The sequence below is a fragment of the Paraburkholderia sp. BL25I1N1 genome (assembly GCF_003002025.1).
In the GTDB taxonomy this organism is placed as follows: Bacteria; Pseudomonadota; Gammaproteobacteria; order Burkholderiales; family Burkholderiaceae; genus Paraburkholderia.
Genome location: NZ_PVZB01000042.1, coordinates 1 through 15,986, shown reverse-complemented (window position 1 = coordinate 15,986; position 15,986 = coordinate 1). Strand labels below are relative to the sequence as shown.

14 protein-coding genes are annotated in these 15,986 nt (G+C 53.4%); 11 read left to right on the top strand and 3 right to left on the bottom strand.

Going from position 1 to position 15,986, the window contains the following annotated elements; all coding sequences use genetic code 11:
- Positions 1–39: 39 nt before the first annotated feature.
- From B0G73_RS37510 to B0G73_RS37460, 11 genes are read left to right on the top strand one after another with little or no spacing between them, the layout of a single operon-like run.
- Positions 40–1,098, top strand: coding sequence for a polysaccharide biosynthesis/export family protein (locus B0G73_RS37510; protein WP_106286107.1), 1,059 nt, complete (start codon positions 40–42; stop codon positions 1,096–1,098).
- A complete protein-coding gene (locus B0G73_RS37505; RefSeq protein WP_106286089.1) occupies positions 1,095–1,538 on the top strand; it encodes a low molecular weight protein-tyrosine-phosphatase in 444 nt (147 codons plus the stop codon). Before B0G73_RS37510 ends, B0G73_RS37505 begins: the two co-directional genes overlap by 4 nt.
- Positions 1,539–1,551: 13 nt before the next feature.
- Positions 1,552–3,792 carry a polysaccharide biosynthesis tyrosine autokinase gene (locus B0G73_RS37500; protein WP_106286088.1) on the top strand — a complete coding sequence of 747 codons (2,241 nt, stop codon included), beginning with the start codon at positions 1,552–1,554 and terminating at the stop codon, positions 3,790–3,792.
- Entirely contained in the window at positions 3,789–4,724 is a 936-nt protein-coding gene (locus tag B0G73_RS37495) for a glycosyltransferase family 2 protein (protein WP_106286087.1), read from the top strand. The genes B0G73_RS37500 and B0G73_RS37495 overlap by 4 nt, the downstream gene beginning before the upstream one ends.
- A gap of 9 nt (positions 4,725–4,733) precedes the next feature.
- Positions 4,734–6,116: an O-antigen polymerase gene (locus B0G73_RS37490; RefSeq protein WP_106286086.1), complete on the top strand. Its 1,383-nt coding sequence runs from the start codon at positions 4,734–4,736 to the stop codon at positions 6,114–6,116.
- Complete coding sequence (locus B0G73_RS37485; protein ID WP_106286085.1) at positions 6,113–7,405, top strand: hypothetical protein; 1,293 nt, start codon at positions 6,113–6,115, stop codon at positions 7,403–7,405. Before B0G73_RS37490 ends, B0G73_RS37485 begins: the two co-directional genes overlap by 4 nt.
- Positions 7,406–8,359 (top strand): polysaccharide pyruvyl transferase family protein, encoded by a 954-nt coding sequence (locus B0G73_RS37480; RefSeq protein WP_106286084.1) that lies wholly within the window; start codon positions 7,406–7,408, stop codon positions 8,357–8,359.
- Positions 8,360–8,362: 3 nt separating this feature from the next.
- On the top strand, positions 8,363–9,457 hold the full coding sequence (locus B0G73_RS37475; protein ID WP_106286083.1) for a glycosyltransferase: 1,095 nt from the start codon (positions 8,363–8,365) through the stop codon (positions 9,455–9,457).
- Complete coding sequence (locus B0G73_RS37470) at positions 9,457–10,593, top strand: glycosyltransferase (RefSeq protein ID WP_106286082.1); 1,137 nt, start codon at positions 9,457–9,459, stop codon at positions 10,591–10,593. The genes B0G73_RS37475 and B0G73_RS37470 overlap by 1 nt, the downstream gene beginning before the upstream one ends.
- A 24-nt stretch (positions 10,594–10,617) precedes the next feature.
- A complete protein-coding gene (locus tag B0G73_RS37465; RefSeq protein WP_106286106.1) occupies positions 10,618–11,862 on the top strand; it encodes a glycosyltransferase in 1,245 nt (414 codons plus the stop codon).
- Positions 11,859–13,385, top strand: coding sequence for a right-handed parallel beta-helix repeat-containing protein (locus B0G73_RS37460; RefSeq protein WP_106286081.1), 1,527 nt, complete (start codon positions 11,859–11,861; stop codon positions 13,383–13,385). Before B0G73_RS37465 ends, B0G73_RS37460 begins: the two co-directional genes overlap by 4 nt.
- A gap of 608 nt (positions 13,386–13,993) precedes the next feature.
- Here the strand turns inward: B0G73_RS37460 and B0G73_RS37450 are convergent.
- From B0G73_RS37450 to rfbA, 3 genes are all read right to left on the bottom strand, one after another.
- Positions 13,994–14,635, bottom strand: coding sequence for a dTDP-4-dehydrorhamnose 3,5-epimerase (locus B0G73_RS37450; protein ID WP_258194155.1), 642 nt, complete (start codon positions 14,633–14,635; stop codon positions 13,994–13,996).
- An 89-nt stretch (positions 14,636–14,724) separates the two neighbouring features.
- Positions 14,725–15,276: a dTDP-4-dehydrorhamnose 3,5-epimerase gene (gene rfbC / locus B0G73_RS37445; RefSeq protein ID WP_106286079.1), complete on the bottom strand. Its 552-nt coding sequence runs from the start codon at positions 15,274–15,276 to the stop codon at positions 14,725–14,727.
- On the bottom strand, positions 15,261–15,986 hold a 726-nt coding region (rfbA, locus tag B0G73_RS37440), incomplete at its 5' end, for a glucose-1-phosphate thymidylyltransferase RfbA (RefSeq protein ID WP_106286078.1). The genes rfbA and rfbC, both read right to left, overlap by 16 nt.

Sequence of the window (15,986 nt, the reverse complement as noted above, 5' to 3'; positions counted from 1 at the left end):
GCAAGCGTAATTCTGTCGGCCTGCTCGGTCGCTCCTGGAATGCGAATGACGACACCTGCAACGTTACCGCTGACTAGTGGCGACGCGCAGACTCCGCCAGTCGATCTTCAGGTTCCGATAGTCGACATCAATACCGCATTGATCAGGACGATGCGAGATGAAGTGGGGCAACCGACCGCGGTTGAAAGCAACAAGCTTTTCGCATACACCTCCGGATATACGCTTGGAGTAGGCGACGTACTGCAGATTACGGTTTGGGATCATCCTGAACTTGCAGTTGCACAGGGCATGCAGCAGACCCAGACAAACGTACAACGCAGTACGGATCCGGCAGCCGGTTTCGTTATCGAAAAAGACGGTACGGTTCGGTTTCCGTACGCTGGAAAGATTGCTGTCCGCGGCCTTCAAGTTGGGGAGGCCCAGGATCGCATTGCCGCCGCCTTGAGGCGAGTCTTCGAGAATCCACAGGTCACGGTCAGGGTTGCGTCCTACCGTGCCAAAGAGGTCTACGTCGACGGCCAGGTCAGGAATCCGGGAGCCGTATCCATAACCGACATTCCGATGACGCTCTACGAGGCGATCACTCGAGCAGGTGGACTCGCTGACAGCGCTGACCAGAGCCGATTGCTATTGGTGCGCGACGGTGTCTCCTATCCGATAGATCTCGCGAGGATGCTTGCTCGCGGAGAGAACCCTTCAAAGATCTTGATGCAGAACGGTGATCTGCTGCGAGTCGTCTCGCGAGACGAAAGCGGCGTCTATGTCATGGGCGAAGTAAATAAACCGTCTACTGCCTATCCGTCGAGAAACGGCGCGCTGACGCTTAGTGAAGCTCTGGCTCAGGCGGGAAGTATCAACGCGAATTCTGCCGACGCAGCGCAACTCTACGTAATACGCAGTTCCGGAGGTGCAAAGCCCGAAGTCTTCCACCTGGACGCCCGCTCGCCCGTATCAATGATTCTGGCGAACGAGTTCCACTTGCATCCGAAGGACGTGGTGTATGTGGATGGGAGCGGGCTTGTCCGATTCAGCCGTGTTCTGAGCCTGCTCTTGCCAGCGATCAACGCCGGTCTAACCACTGCAATTGTGACGAAATGAGCGTCAATTCCATTCTGATTGTCTGCGAGGGGAATATCTGCCGAAGCCCTATGGCCGAGGCGCTGGCTAATGATCTGTTTCCACAACTCCATGTTAGCTCCGCGGGATTGAACGCGCTGATTGGAAGAAAGGCCGATCCGTTTGCCGTGTCGGTTATGACAGAACGAGGGCTCTGTCTGGAGATGCACGTGGCCCGACAACTAAGTTGGTCCATGGTTAAGGCTGCGGACATGATTCTGGTCATGTCCGCCGACCAGAAGAAGAGGGTTGAGGACACCTACAGGTTCGCAACAGGCCGAACGTATCGAGTGGGCCATTTCCAACAATTCGACGTGGCTGACCCTTACCAGAAAGGCAAAGCTGAGTTTGAGAATGCGTTTGCGTCGATCGAAACCGGCTTGAGGCGTTGGTCTTACGCGCTGGAAGAATTGAACGTATAAATATAGGTAACAAATGGCTGCTAATCTACCTGCGTCGCTTGACGCTACCAGTGCCGATGACGACGTTTCGTTTGCCGATTACCTTTCGTTGATATACGAAGGGCGGTGGCTCATTGCGGGAATCATGGCGTTTGTGGTCTCGCTCAGCGTCATCTACGCCTTCGGCGCTCGCCCCATCTACGAAGCTAATATTCTGATTCAGGTCGAAGAATCCGACCTCTCCGAAAAGAATCTGCTTGGCGATCTCGCGCCACTCCTGGACGCCAAATCTGCAACCACCGCGGAGATCGAACTTCTGCGATCACGACTTGTGGTTGGGTCCGCGGTTTCGAGTTTGAAGCTCTTTATCGACGCCACGCCCAGGCATTTTCCGATCATTGGCGGATGGGTGAGCAATCGCTACGAGAGCAGGATGTCGGGGCCCGAGCCGGCCGAAATCGCGCCGTCATTTCTCGGTCTGAACCGCTTTGCCTGGGGCGGTGAGAGCATTCAGGTCAATCAATTCGACGTTCCAAAAACATACTGGAAGCGAAAATTCACGCTGGTAACTACCGGTCGTGACTCTTACATATTGAAGAGTTCGGGCGACTTCGTGCTCGAAGGAAAGTTGAATCGTGTCGCCAGAGGCCGGGTCGACGACGGTGAAGTCACGCTGCTCGTAGCGAGGCTGGCTGCTCGTCCAGGAACTGAGTTCATTCTCAAGCGCAGTTCCGAACTTCAGGCGGTGGAGGATCTTCAGGACGATCTCAAGATAGAAGAAAAGGGCAAGCAGTCCGGTATCCTCAGCGTCACCCTGAACGGACCGGATCCAAAGAAGACCAAAAGTATTTTGGATGCGGTCGCTAACGAGTACGTGACGCAAAACGTTGCGTTGAAATCGGCGGAAGCACAACAAACCATCGAGTTTCTCGACCGCCAGCTCCCTCAGTTGAAGAGCCAGCTTGACGATGCGGAGGCCAAGTACAACCGTTTTAGAAATGAGAAAGGCACTGTCAATCTGAGTGAAGAAGCGAAGCTCATATTGCAACAATCCGTGGATTCGAACACCGCCCTTCTCGAGTTGCAGCAAAGACGGCTCGAGTTGAGGCAGCGTTTCACGGAGGAGCATCCGAGTGTCGTTGCGCTCGATAAGCAGATTGCGTCCGCAAAGGGTCAAACTGAGTCGCTCGGCGGCAGAATCTCCCGCTTGCCCAACCTGGAGCAGGGCGCTTTGCGTCTTATGCGCGATGTTGCTGTCGATACGGATCTCTACACGGGCCTTCTGAATAGTGCACAGCAGCTCCGTGTCTTGAAGGCGGGCAAAGTCGGCAACGTGCGCGTGGTCGATTTTGCACAGGATTCGGAAGAGCCGATCAAGCCGAAGAAGGCTTTAGTGATCGCAATGGGTGTTGTGTTGGGCGCCATTTTCGGCGTGACGAGCGCGTTTGTGCGGAAAGCGTTCTTTGGTGGCGTTGAGAGTGGTGATGCGATTGAGCGCGCTACTGGTTTGCCCATCTTTGCAACGATTCCACACAGCGAAGAGCAACGCGCGCTGGACGATGCGGTTCGTCAGCGCGTAAAAGGCTTTCATATCCTTGCTCACCAGAATCCCGCGGATACGACAGTCGAAAGTTTGCGCAGCCTGAGAACGGCAATTCAATTCGCCATGCTCGAAGCTGAGAACAATGTCGCCATGGTCACGAGTCCGAGCCCTAGCGTGGGCAAATCGTTCATTGTCGCCAACCTCGCAACGATACTGGCATCCTCCGGTAAGAAGGTGTTGTTAATAGATTGTGACCTGCGTCGTGGACACGTGCACGATTGCTTTGGTTTGGCACGGGAACCAGGAGTGAGTGACTGCATATTGGGCGAGATCAGTCTGGACGAAGTTATTCAGCGGGACGTTCTTCCGGGGCTCGATTTCATTTCGACCGGAACCGTGCCGCCGAATCCGTCCGAGTTGCTGACCAACGCGAGATTCGGGGAAATGCTGGAGAAACTGCGTACTTCATACGACCTAGTGATCGTGGACAGTCCGCCAGTCCTCGCTGTGACGGATGCCGCGATTATCGGAAAGCATGCCGGGACAACACTTTTGGCGTTGCGTTATGCGCAGCATCCGCTGCATGAAATCATTGAGTCCGTTCGGCGACTGCAGCACGGCGGGGTTGCACTGAAGGGCGCATTGCTTAACGATCTGCCTCGCACCGCGCTCGGCTACGGTCGCAGATATGGGCGGTACTACGCGTATGAATACGGTCAACTAACGAAATGAACAAGATCTCGTCAATCAGCACGCGTCGTCACGACGGAAAAAGTCCTCCGTCGAGCACGTTGGCCGACGCTCATCACGTCGCTGTGGTCCTTGTGAATTATAAAAACGCCAAGGATACGTTGCGCTGTATCGAATCGCTTGAACAACTCGATTATGGCTCTTATTCCATAGTCGTTGTAGACAATTGTTCGGGCGACGGCTCCTATGAACGATTCATGGAGCTTGAACCGTCGGTCAAGGCTATACACTCGGATTCCAACGACGGCTTCGCCGCTGCATGCAATCTGGCGATGAATGCGTTGCGGGACTCGGCGGTCAAATACTTCTGGTTGCTGAACAACGACACCATCGTTCGCAAAGACACGCTGTCGGAGCTCGTGTCGGTCGCAGAACAGAGTGATGCCATAGGCGCGGTCGGATCGCGGATTGTCCATCTGCACGATGTCGAAAAGACTATCTGTGCCGGCGGCGGAGTAATCAACCGTATTACCGGTCGATCGATGCACGTTGAAAATTTTACGGCCGACACAAAGCTGGACTACCTGTGTGGGGCAAGTTGTCTGATTCGCCGGGATGCGTACGAGGACATCGGGCCGCTCTCAGAGAAGTACTTTCTCTACTGGGAAGACGCTGATTACTGTTTCCGGTTGACGAAAAAGAGCTGGTCGATTTCCTTTGCCGACAAGTCGATCGTCATGCATGCGGAGTCGAACACAGTCGGCAAAGGAAGCCCTCGATTTGACTACTTCTTTTCTCGCGGCTCGGTCATTTTCCTTAGAAGCCACTTCAAATATCACTGGGTCGTTCCGCTACTCGTCTCCTTGTCGGGCAGGCTCGCTCGCCGTGTCATAAGGGGAAATTACGCAGGAGCCGTAGCGATTGCGACCGGGGTGGCACATGGCCTGTCAGGTCAACTTCGGCGTCCCGGCTGACGAACCGCTATGGCAACCTTTGGAACATATTCGACACCGCGAAGGGCACTCCCCTTAAATTTGCTATTGGGCTTGAGCGCGCTTTTTGCCGCGCTTGGGGCTCAGATTTATCCCGTTTTCGGAATCATTTGTTTGGTGACGATCGCGTGTTCGCTATTGGAGGCGACCAAGAAGAATCTCGCCGGACCGGCGTTTGTGATGCTCATTGTATTTAGTCTTTACGTGCTGCCGCGCGCCGCCCTGGTTTTGCTGGGTGCGATCGACAAATTTTCGGGTTTCGATCTCAGTGACGACAACCAATGGATCATTGGAACAGTTCTATTTGTCTACGCGTTTTTGTCTGGGACCAAGCTTAGTGGGACAGATAGCGTTCCCCTTGGTGCACCGGCAAAGGGTTCGAAGCTGGCGGTCATCCTCAGTCTATTCATGATTGCCTGTTCCATCCTGTTCTTTGTCAGCTATTTAAAGGCTGTCGGTGGGGTGGAGGGACTGATCGCCAATTACAACGCGGAGACTTATTTCGCGGCGACTCAGGACGAGGTGGGTTCCGCGAGCAAGAACGGGTCGATTTACACGCTGATTTCGGGATTCGCTATCGTAAGTGCAGCGCTGTTTGCGCTCGAGAAATCTAGAAAAATGGTGATTTTCTATTCCGTTTTGTGCGGGAGTTCGCTGGTGATGGCGGTCTGCTTCATCAAGCGCGAGTATGCGTTCGACGTATTGATGGCGATTATCGTCACGCTGGTTGCAAGGAAGTCCGTGGTTAGACTGCAAAGGCTCGCACTAATCGGCTTCGCAGCGGCGGGAATGCTCTTCCTGCTGTTTCTCGTCAGATCCGGATTTCAGCCTGGCGACGCTGCCGCCGTTCCTTTGGCTTTACTCGACACGTCCGAATTCTGGGTACTCGATCAGATCATGAATGTGTACCAGAAGGGCATCGCGTTGACTGATTACGATTATGGTTGGCTTCACGTCACGGCGCTTGTCTCGCCGTTCATGCCGTTCGACTCATATGTCCCGCTAGACCACATTCTGGTTGAGCGATCGATGGGAATTTCGGGCTGGGGAATTCCGCCGACGATTTTTGGTTACGCCTTTCTCGTGTTCGGGTGGCTTGGCCTGATTCCATATGGGATTGCGCTCGGATACCTTATCGGCCGGGTTGATCGATGGCTGAAGAGCAGAACGCGAAAAAACTGGAGTTTCCTGAGCGCTTACATGATTTTTATCATGTATTGCTGGTTTTTATTTAGAAACGGTGACCCGGTGTTGGCGGTGTTTTATACCAACCGGTACTTATTCCTGGTGATTTTCGTTGCCTTGATTGAGTGGGTGTTTAACCGCGGTTCCAGACGAATAGCTACCGGGAACTCAATGAGAGTGCGGATATGACGCGACACTTCAACTCACTCTTTCGCCAGGCGCTGGGATCGAACGTGGCGATATTGGGGCTGAATTTCGGGAACGTGGCCCTTACGTCACTGTTCGCCGGTTTAAGCACGCGCGGCGCAGTTACGGCGATCATGGCCTATCCGCCATTATTAGCTTCGATATGCTGCTTCGGTCTTCATTTGGGTTTCGTTTACCTGACGCAACGATTCCCCGAGCGCGCGGAAAGTCTTTTTAGATGTTTGATTGTCTGTGCCATTTTTTCCATTGGTGCGGGTACGCTCCTAAGCCTGAAAGTTGCGCCATATATCGCCAGCAAAATTTCGGCCGATAGAAATTTGGTAACAATTTGGACAATCGTTCTGACCGATTCGACGATCCTCTACGCGCTGTTTTCGGGAGCATGCCAAACCGAAAAGCTGTTCCATGTATTTAGTGTCTCGCGATTGATGTCGCCCGCAGTGACGGCACTGGGAATTCTGGTTTTCGGTCTTTTTTCGGTGGTGGAAACGCAAGCTTATCTCGCTGCCTACGCCGCAGGATCGCTGGTAAGCAGTGCGTATGCGATGCTCATCTGCGTCAAGGAATACAAAAGTAGAGGAGTGGTGGGCCGCAAGGACGTTCGCGAGCTGGGCCGCCTGGCCTCGCTGTACTGGATTGGCGATGTAATGAATATCCTGGTTTGGCAGGTGGATAAGATCGCGCTGATTGCACTGTCCATGCCAATGCGGGAGGTGGGCGTTTATACGATCGTCGGAGCAATTGCGCGAGGCGTCGGCCAGATCCCAATTTCGTTGAGTCAAGTGCTTCTGGCAAAGGCAATCGGAAAATCTAGAAGTGCAGTGGTGGCACAAACCGCGGTTAATTTCCGATATATCACGGTTTTGTCTGTGCTAATGGTGGGCTGCCTGGCTCCGGTAATGCTGTCGTCGTTCTTTATCGCGAACGTGGAGATTTCCCGATTTGTCAAGGTGCTGTGCATTCTGTCTATGGACTCCTGTGTGGCCGGAGGAAGCCTGATTGTTTCTCAGGCATTCAGTGCGGTAGGCGAACCGCATAAGGGGGCGATCCGCCAGTTGGTGGGCGGTTTGTCCGCGATGGTATTCGCGTATTTTCTCGGGTTGCAGCTTGGTGTCGTGGGCGTCGCGACCGGGATTCTGATGTCCTCCGTTCTAAAACTCACTGTAGCGTGGGTGATGTTTAAGAGTGCTTTTGAGACCGGATCTGAAAATTGGATGCCTTCACGAACCGACTGGGGTGGGGCCTTGGAGTTTTTTAAACGGGTAGGCTAAATGAATTCAATTAAATGCAAACTGACGTCGTTGCTGGAAATCATTCCGCAGGGCGAGCACATAATATTTGCCGACTATCCCGTTTACTTCAATATCGGGGATCTTTTGATATTTCAGGGAAGTGAGAATTTCTTTCGAGATAACAATATTGTGATCGACGACCGATTTAGTCTGAAGGAGAAGTCGCAACTTTCAAGAAGCGCGGTTGGCAACAGAACTATCGTATTGCAGGGAGGAGGTAATTTCGGCGACCTTTATCCGTGGCATCAATCGTTCCGTGAACAAATCGTGACGCGATTCTCCAATAATAAAATTGTTCTCTTGCCGCAGACGATTCATTTTTCTGATATTGCCAAGGCCAAGGAGTCGGCGGCAATTTTCCGAAGTCATAAAAATCTGCACATCTGCGTTAGAGATGAAAAAAGCCACAAGTTTGCGTTGGACTTTCTGAGCGACAAGGTCTATCTCTTGCCGGACATGGCGCATTGGCTTTACGGGTCAGCGCCATTCAAACCTGCAATGCCGGGCGCCGCGAAAGGGACGCTCTGGCTCATTCGTGGAGACAAAGAGCAGCCGCAGGCTTCACCTGTCTCGGAATTGCCGGTTCATGCAATGGATTTCCAAGGGGATTGGAACGATTTGCAAAAGTTTTCGGCACCGTTTCTCGAGCAATGGTCGAGCAAATTTCATCGGGTTGCCGGGATGGCTCCGGTCAGGCTAGTTCGTCCGTGGAAAATGTACTTGCCGATGGTGCGTTCAATCATCGAAGCGAATGTGAATTTCTTCTCGAAATATGAGCGCGTTGTGACGTCGAGATTGCATGGGCATATTCTCGGTGCCTTGCTAGACAAGCAAATTGTTTTGATTGATAACTCGTACGGCAAAAACTCTGGTTATTACGAATGCTGGACGAAGGCGCTCCCAAATGTGGTTCTCGCTGAGAACGGAGCGTGAGTCGTGCGAAAAGCATTCGTATTGCTTTGGGCCGAGATTTCCGTTGAGAACTGGAAGAAATCCTTCGAAGAAGGCATTCGACCGGACAGATCTCCCTATGGATATCATTATCTGGAGGAGTCTGGATTCGATGTGTTTTACTCGCAATCAGTTAACGAAAACTACCTTTCCAGGATTATAAGAAAAAGTATCTCCAGAATTTTTCGGGCTGATCTTGTGCATGCTGTGAGAAATATCAGAGGCATGGCAAAGGCCGACTACATCTTTACACACACGGATAGAGAAACGTTCTCTGTTCTACTGTTGAGGACAGTTTTCCCGTGGCTGATAAAAGGAAAGACGGTATGCCAGATTATCTGGTCCCCAGACCTACTGAAACAGCAAAGTAAGTTCGGCGCAAGGATCCTCGGAGCCGTTTTGAGGAAGGCAGATCTGGTGATAACGTTGTCGAGCCAGAACCAGGACTGGCTGAATCAACTCGACAGCCGGATCAACGCAAGGTCGGTGAAATTCGGCATTTGTCATGACAGCTTTTCGGCTGAGGAACTCCCGGCTGTACGGGACGATTCGGCGCTGAGAATTTTAGCAATTGGCAACGACGAACATCGCGACTGGAAGACGTTTTGTGCTGCTCTGTCCGAGGCGCGCGACGTCCGCATCCGGGTGCTTAGCCGCACCTTCAAGAAATCTGTCGCGTCATATCCAGACGATTGGGAAATAGAGTCCGCGAATTCGCTGGCTGAAGTCAAGGATGCGTATGCCTGGGCGGACCTCGTCGTCGTGCCGCTTAAAAGCAACATGCATGCGTCCGGCATTACATGTGTACTGGAGGCGGCGTTCCTGGGCGTGCCTGTTATCGCGGCAAATACCGGAGGACTGACTGACTATTTTGACGAAGGCGAAATCATGTACTACGAGACCGGAAGTGCCGAATCGCTTGGTTCGCAAGTCAGGAAATTTGCCACGGATGTCTCGGCACGAAGGAGTTATCAGCGCGCAGCGTTCTATCGCGCGCGCAACGAAACGCTGACCTCAAAAAACTACATTGACCAGCAAGTGAGTTTGATTCTGGCTCGAGATGCAATCGGGGGGACCTAATGAAAATAGTGCACGTGTGCGAGACCCTGAAGGGCGGCATCGAATCGTATTTGGCGGAAATTATTCCGTACCAGGTCGGTTTGTACGGAGCGGACAATGTCCACATAATCGTCCCGCGCGAAGGAGATGAGAGGCGAAGCGAGTTCCACGAAGCCGTTGCTTGGGAATTCAGGAGACAGGGGCGTTCCTTCTCTACGATGCTGAATCTCTGCCTCGCGATTCTCAAGATCGTCAGGACACAAAGGCCGGACGTCATCCACCTGCACAGCTCTTTTGCCGGCGCCATTGGTCGTGTTGTGTTGATGGCAGTACGGAAGGAGACGAAGGTAATTTATTGTCCGCACGGTTGGTCGTATCTGCGCCAGGGTGCCGAGGGCACGAACTGGCTGTGGAAGAAGATCGAAACTATGCTCGCGTTGGCGTGTAACAAGATCGTTTGCATTTCCGAACACGAGTATAACGCTGCACTCGACGCCGGCTTGCCGAAACTGAAGCTTGAACTGATCGTAAGCGGGATCTCCGATGTCGTGTCGGACGCGCCGCGGAATCAGTGTGTCTCATCCCAAAGCCGCGTAATACGGCTGTTATTCGTCGGTCGGCTGGACTATCAGAAGGGTGTCGATCTGTTGTTCAACGCGCTTCGACTGGCTGCACGAAAAGATATCGAATTGACGGTGGTAGGGGAGGCGGTCGTCAATTCCGGCTGGTGGGCTCAGGTCCGTGGATCGTGTCCTGAGAACGTGCAAATCATCGGCTGGCAGGAACGAGATGCTTTGCAGATTTTTTATGAACTCGCGGACGCTCTTGTGGTGCCTTCGCGTTGGGAGGGCTTTGGCCTCGTTGCCGTTGAAGCACTCAGAGCGGGCACGCCGGTGATATGCAATGTGGCTGGAGCGTTGCCGGATATCGTGGAACACGCAATTAGCGGCTATCACCTCGATTTTGAAAACGGAGAGAAGGCGGTCGCCTTTTTCTCGGACCTGGAGCTTGAAAACCTGACCCTCTTGAGGCGCGCAGCGCGTGACCGCTATACCAGCGTTTTTAAATCGCAGGCAATGAACGAAAAAATGCTGCAGATGTATCAGGCAGTAATTCCGGACTCAGAGGCGGTGGGCACCGCGGGGTTTATGGAGTAGTTGGCCAGATTTATCGAGGATTATATGATTCATGTCGACTACGTGGTTGGTCACGACCCCGCAATTGATCGTGACGGTATCGGAGACTATGCGGAACAGGTGGCAGCAGCTCTAGGCCGACGAGCACCTCTTGGCACCAGGATTGGCTTTGTTCACTCAAGGTTCAAACCAGGGAATATTCTTGAATGGCTTGGATTTCTTCGATTCTTTAGCCGATCGAATATCGTGCATATTCAATATCCGGTTGAAGGGTGGGGAACATCTGTCATGCCAGGTGTTATGCCGGTCATTGGTCGGATGTTTTTTCGATCGAGCCGCCTGGCCGTCACATTGCACGAATGGAGAAGCATGCATGTGTTGCGTCGTGCAAGTGTTTGCTTGACCATTCTTCTGGCAGACGTTCTCATCTTTGCCTCTGAACGGGAGCGGAAAGCGTTTTTGAGTTCACGAATCGCGAAGTATATAAGACGTGTTCAACAGCAGTTTGTCATTCCGATCGCCGTGAATGTCGATATTCCAGAACTTGAAGCAGCCGGTATTCTGGCAGCACGTGAAAATGCGCTGTCGCGCCTGTGCGTCGAAAAAAGCGGGCATAACGATAGCGGGTGCACTCGGCAGTTAGTGCTAGGCTTTTTCGGATTCGTCTATGAATGGAAGCAGCCGGAAAAAATGCTGCATATCGTCAAGGAACTGCTCAGCAAAGGTTGCGCAGTGAAACTGGTTATGTGCGGCGACTTTCCGGACGGGCACGACGAGAAACGGGAAAATTTTCGTGGGAAAATTGCGGAGTATGGGCTGGAAAGCAATGTCGAATTATGTGGTTATATCGAGCGGGCGGATGAACTGGCTTTAACGCTTTCTGCGTGTGACATGGTTCTTCAGCTATTTTCTGACGGTCTTTCAGCGAGACGAGGAAGTTTCTGGTATTCCGCGGAACTGGGAACGCGGGTTCTTTCCACATTTCCGAACGCGGAGGACGAGTTCGAGCAGTGTGGAACGGGGTATGAGCCTTCGAGTGACGAGCGTGTGCTCCTGGTTGCCGCGGACGATGATCCTGCAAATATAGCGGCAAGGATTCTGGACTGGACCGGGCCTTGGAGCCCACCGGTACGAAGGAATATTGCGCCTACTTGGGACGAGATAGCGGCCCAACATGAAAGGGTTTATGACGCAGTAGCGCCGACGATGGACGAGCGAGCTGACGGATCGGGCGACGGCGCCGTTCCGTCGGCGGAGACGTTTGGTTCGCGGTCGGGGGAGAGCCGATGAAATTGGTTGATCGCCCGGAGAAAAGACGCTCCGTTGTGAAAGCTATCCTGAGCGGCATGTCTTTTCTGCTGCCATCCTTGGGACGAACTGCGAAAAACGGTTTAGCTGTTTCGTCTGGCATTTCCGGGCTGAACGGCAACGAAACTATCGTTCGTATCGACGAGACGGGTGCGAGGGGTAACGGAGTTGACGACGATACCGATTATTTCACGCGAGCCTTGCATTCCAATGTCGAGGTCGTTGCGGGAAAGGGAAAGGTCTATCGCGTCCAGCCCCTCGTATTCGTTGATCTAAAGAACGCCGCATTGGATCTGAATGGTTCAACCCTCCTGATAGACCGGCCTACCCCGACAGGTCCTTCGCCGTCGGGGCTCACATTCAAATCTTCGTCCGGGCTAGGCGGATGCCAGAATCTGCAGTTGCGAAATGGAAAAATTGCTTACGTATCGGCGCCCGCTACACGGATCGACAATAATTTTGCAATATATGCGGAGGGAGTTCAAGGGATAGAAATTTCAGAAATGGAGATCGATGGAAGTTGGTCGGCCGGGATCTGGGTGCAAAAATCGACCAATGTTTATATTCACGGCAATTATGTCCATCGTACCAAAGCCGACGGCATAACTTGTCAGGGTTGCGGAGCCAACATAAGAATCATTTCAAATCGCGTGAGTTTCACGGGGGACGATTGTGTTGCCGTAACTTGGTTCACGGGAAATGATGAATCATACGTTGGGAATACTTCAGGCCAGAGATATAGCTTGAACGTCACAATTTCGGATAACACTTGCGAGGATGGTGCCGCTAGAGGAATTTTCTTGGGCGGCGTGTCGGGAGGTGAAGTTTCCTTCAACAAAATTTCGAGAACCGATGCCATTGGCATTCTGCTAGCCAGAGATACTGTGGACCAGTTTTCCGAATTCTTTTATGCTCACGGTGTGAATAATTCGAATCTGAACGTCGATATTCACCATAACTCGCTGAATCAATGCGCTATTGCGTCAAATAGCAGATATGCAGAGGTGGGCGGGATCTGGATATCTGAGCGAAATCGCGGCATCCGCGTAATGAATAATATTTTGAATAAATGCAATAATATTCATTTTTATTGCGCTGGGAATGCTGAAATATACGAGAATAAAAGTTTTTCTCCCCAATGGATCGCGGGCGGAAGGGTGAGAAAAGAGCAGATGCTGGGGCGAGGCAGTCACGTTGTAACCGGTGCCAACTCGGCGAGCAAAGGATGGAATTTCGGTCGAATCTACGAGAATGAGTTGGTTGGCGATTGCTATTACGCGATCTGGGTTGGTCCGGGAAGCCTGTCCAGACAATGGCAGGTCACAAGGAACCGGATTTTTGTTTCGACTGGCACGTCCCGGTCTGTGCGTTTCCTTTCTGGTGAAACGGGACAGGAAAACGTGGCGAGAATCAATGCCTGGATCCGCACCGATAATCCAATGAGGGTTTCTGTGGAAGATAATGTTGTTCAGGATCTACGCGACGCGCCGACTCTAAATAATTAGATTCGCTTCCGGCGTCGGCACGCGCAGGGCGGGCTTGTGGTCTCGCGTTCAGTCTCGGCTGTGAGCGTCTTCTGCCGGGCAGGGAGGGGCAGAGGCATTCTCCTCGCTAGCACGGCGCTCGAGGCGTTGATTGGATTCGTGACGTTTTCTCACACGATGTTCTGCCCGATTCTCAGACGTGCTACTGGTGTGCGCCTCATGCAGCGACCGCATATATCCGTCCATCTCGCCGCTCTGTTGTTGGTGGCGATGCCTACGGTATCCCCACACGGCGCCGACGCTGCCGCAGATCTTGCTGATCAAGACGGCAATGCAAACGGCAATGGCAAGGAACACGAGGGCGAGACTCTCGCCGATGTTTCTTAAGCGTGTCAGTCTTGGCAAATCTCGCACGATGGCTCCAAAGCAGGCAGCGCCATAGTCTACCAGTTTGGAACCGAGCGTTCGACAAGGCCCCAGCAAACTATTGTGCGAAACATTGGGCCTTCAGGCCGAAGGCCGGTCGTTGCGAGCGGCGATTGCGGATACCAAAGGAAGCGGTATTGATCCGCTTGTCCCCATATATGCGGAGATGAAATGGGGGTATGTACGAACCTGTAAACACCCTGTCAGTTGGCATCCGCACCGCTTAGCATGCCTTTGTAGGACTTCATTGCGGGGCTTAGCCTGAAGCGCTTGTAGCTGGGCGACGCCTCAGTGGTGTCAAGTGATGAAGTCGCTTCGGAATAGGAGCTAACGTTATTCGTGTCTGCGGAGCGGCCTTGGGATAGAAGAGACGACTTAAGCGCTTGCTTCTTTGACATTTGAGACCTTAGTTGGCGCCCTTTTTTGTTTTTTTCGCCAAGAGCAAGATTGTCGCCAGTCTCAGATGTGGATTCAAGCATCATGTTGGTGAAGTAATCTGGCTCGTCTATCAAATCTTTCCCTAGGGTCGCTTCTTTGGTCAGGTTTGGTGGCTCGTAAGGCGAACTGCTGGCCTCCTTCCTGTCGTCGAGGTCTCGTCGACGTTGGTGGCCGGCGTAGCGACGTTTGTAGTGCCCCAATTTCGACGTGTCCGAATCATCTGACACTGTCAAGCCAGTCGACGAGTAAGAAGTCAATGTGGCTGGATCAACCGACGTATAGTCCAATGCGCTCGCATCACCGGTGGAGTAAGTCGACAGAGCCGATTGCCGGCTCGATGTGCTCTGAGCGAAGCCGGAGGCGGACACCGCCAAAAGACACAAAAGCCAAGCGTGCAACAGTCTCATTACATCTCCTGACAAGACCAGGAATTTCATTCCAGTTTGCAATTGTGTTGCCGTCCTCGCCATATGATATTGACTCACGCTCTGGGACCTTATTCGAACACGGCAGCATCGGCTAACGGCTTGGCTGCCGCGTCTTTCGCCGCCAGCAGCGGCTCTTCCTTGATCGGCCACTCGATGCCGATGGCCGGATCGTTCCAGACGATGCTGCGCTCGTGCTCGGGATACCAGTAGTCGGTGGTCTTGTAGAGGAATTGCGCGGACTCGGACAGCACCACAAAACCGTGCGCAAAACCGGGCGGGACCCACAACTGTCGATGGTTGTCGACCGACAGAACCACGCCCGCCCACTTGCCGAAATTCGGCGAACTCTTGCGGATGTCGACCGCGACGTCGAACACTTCACCTTCGACGACGCGCACGAGCTTGCCCTGCGCATTCTGGACCTGGTAGTGCAACCCGCGCAGCACGCCCTTCGCGGAGCGCGAATGGTTGTCCTGCACGAACTCGACGCCCGGCTCGACCTGCTCGGCGAATTCCTTCGCATTGAAGCTCTCGAAGAAAAAGCCTCTCGCGTCGCCGAACACTTTGGGCTCGATGATCTTGACTTCAGGCAGCGCGGTTGCGGTTACTTGGATGGCCATGCCACTTGATCCGTAAGAAGGTTTTGTAGATACTTGCCGTAAGCGTTCTTCGCGAGCGGTCTGGCGAGCGCCTGCAACTGCTCGCCGTCGATCCACTGCTGCCGGTAAGCGATTTCCTCCGGACACGCGACCACCAAACCCTGGCGCTTCTGCAGCGTAGCGATGAAGGTCGCGGCTTCGATCAGCGAATCATGTGTACCAGTGTCGAGCCACGCGAAACCACGGCCCATGATCTCGACATTGAGCGCGGCGTTGGCGAGATATCGCGAGTTGACGTCCGTGATTTCGAGCTCGCCACGCGACGACGGCTTGATGTCCGCAGCAATGTCGCAGACCTGTCTGTCGTAGAAGTACAGACCCGTGACCGCGTAGTTCGAGCGCGGCCTGGCCGGCTTCTCTTCGATCGACAGCGCGCGGAACTGCCTGTCGAATTCGACCACGCCATAGCGTTCAGGATCGTGCACGTGGTACGCGAAGACCGTGGCGCCGTCGGCCTTCTCGTTGGCGCGCTCCAGTTGCTTCGCGAGATCGTGGCCGTAGAAAATGTTGTCGCCGAGAATCAGCGCCGACGGATCGTTGCCCACAAAATCCCGGCCGATGATGAACGCCTGCGCGAGCCCATCCGGCGAAGGCTGAACCGCGTACTGGATATTCATGCCCCACTGGCTGCCGTCACCGAGCATCGCTTCGAAGCGCGGCGTGTCCTGCGG

What these genes read in the sequence shown, in the direction of transcription:
- B0G73_RS37510 (WP_106286107.1), top strand. Translation starts at nt 40, where the DNA reads ATGCGAATGACGACACCTGCAACGTTACCGCTGACTAGTGGCGACGCG.
- B0G73_RS37505 (WP_106286089.1), top strand. Translation starts at nt 1,095, where the DNA reads ATGAGCGTCAATTCCATTCTGATTGTCTGCGAGGGGAATATCTGCCGA.
- B0G73_RS37500 (WP_106286088.1), top strand. Translation starts at nt 1,552, where the DNA reads ATGGCTGCTAATCTACCTGCGTCGCTTGACGCTACCAGTGCCGATGAC.
- B0G73_RS37495 (WP_106286087.1), top strand. Translation starts at nt 3,789, where the DNA reads ATGAACAAGATCTCGTCAATCAGCACGCGTCGTCACGACGGAAAAAGT.
- B0G73_RS37490 (WP_106286086.1), top strand. Translation starts at nt 4,734, where the DNA reads ATGGCAACCTTTGGAACATATTCGACACCGCGAAGGGCACTCCCCTTA.
- B0G73_RS37485 (WP_106286085.1), top strand. Translation starts at nt 6,113, where the DNA reads ATGACGCGACACTTCAACTCACTCTTTCGCCAGGCGCTGGGATCGAAC.
- B0G73_RS37480 (WP_106286084.1), top strand. Translation starts at nt 7,406, where the DNA reads ATGAATTCAATTAAATGCAAACTGACGTCGTTGCTGGAAATCATTCCG.
- B0G73_RS37470 (WP_106286082.1), top strand. Translation starts at nt 9,457, where the DNA reads ATGAAAATAGTGCACGTGTGCGAGACCCTGAAGGGCGGCATCGAATCG.
- B0G73_RS37465 (WP_106286106.1), top strand. Translation starts at nt 10,618, where the DNA reads ATGATTCATGTCGACTACGTGGTTGGTCACGACCCCGCAATTGATCGT.
- B0G73_RS37460 (WP_106286081.1), top strand. Translation starts at nt 11,859, where the DNA reads ATGAAATTGGTTGATCGCCCGGAGAAAAGACGCTCCGTTGTGAAAGCT.
- B0G73_RS37450 (WP_258194155.1), bottom strand. Translation starts at nt 14,635, where the DNA reads ATGAGACTGTTGCACGCTTGGCTTTTGTGTCTTTTGGCGGTGTCCGCC.
- rfbC (WP_106286079.1), bottom strand. Translation starts at nt 15,276, where the DNA reads ATGGCCATCCAAGTAACCGCAACCGCGCTGCCTGAAGTCAAGATCATC.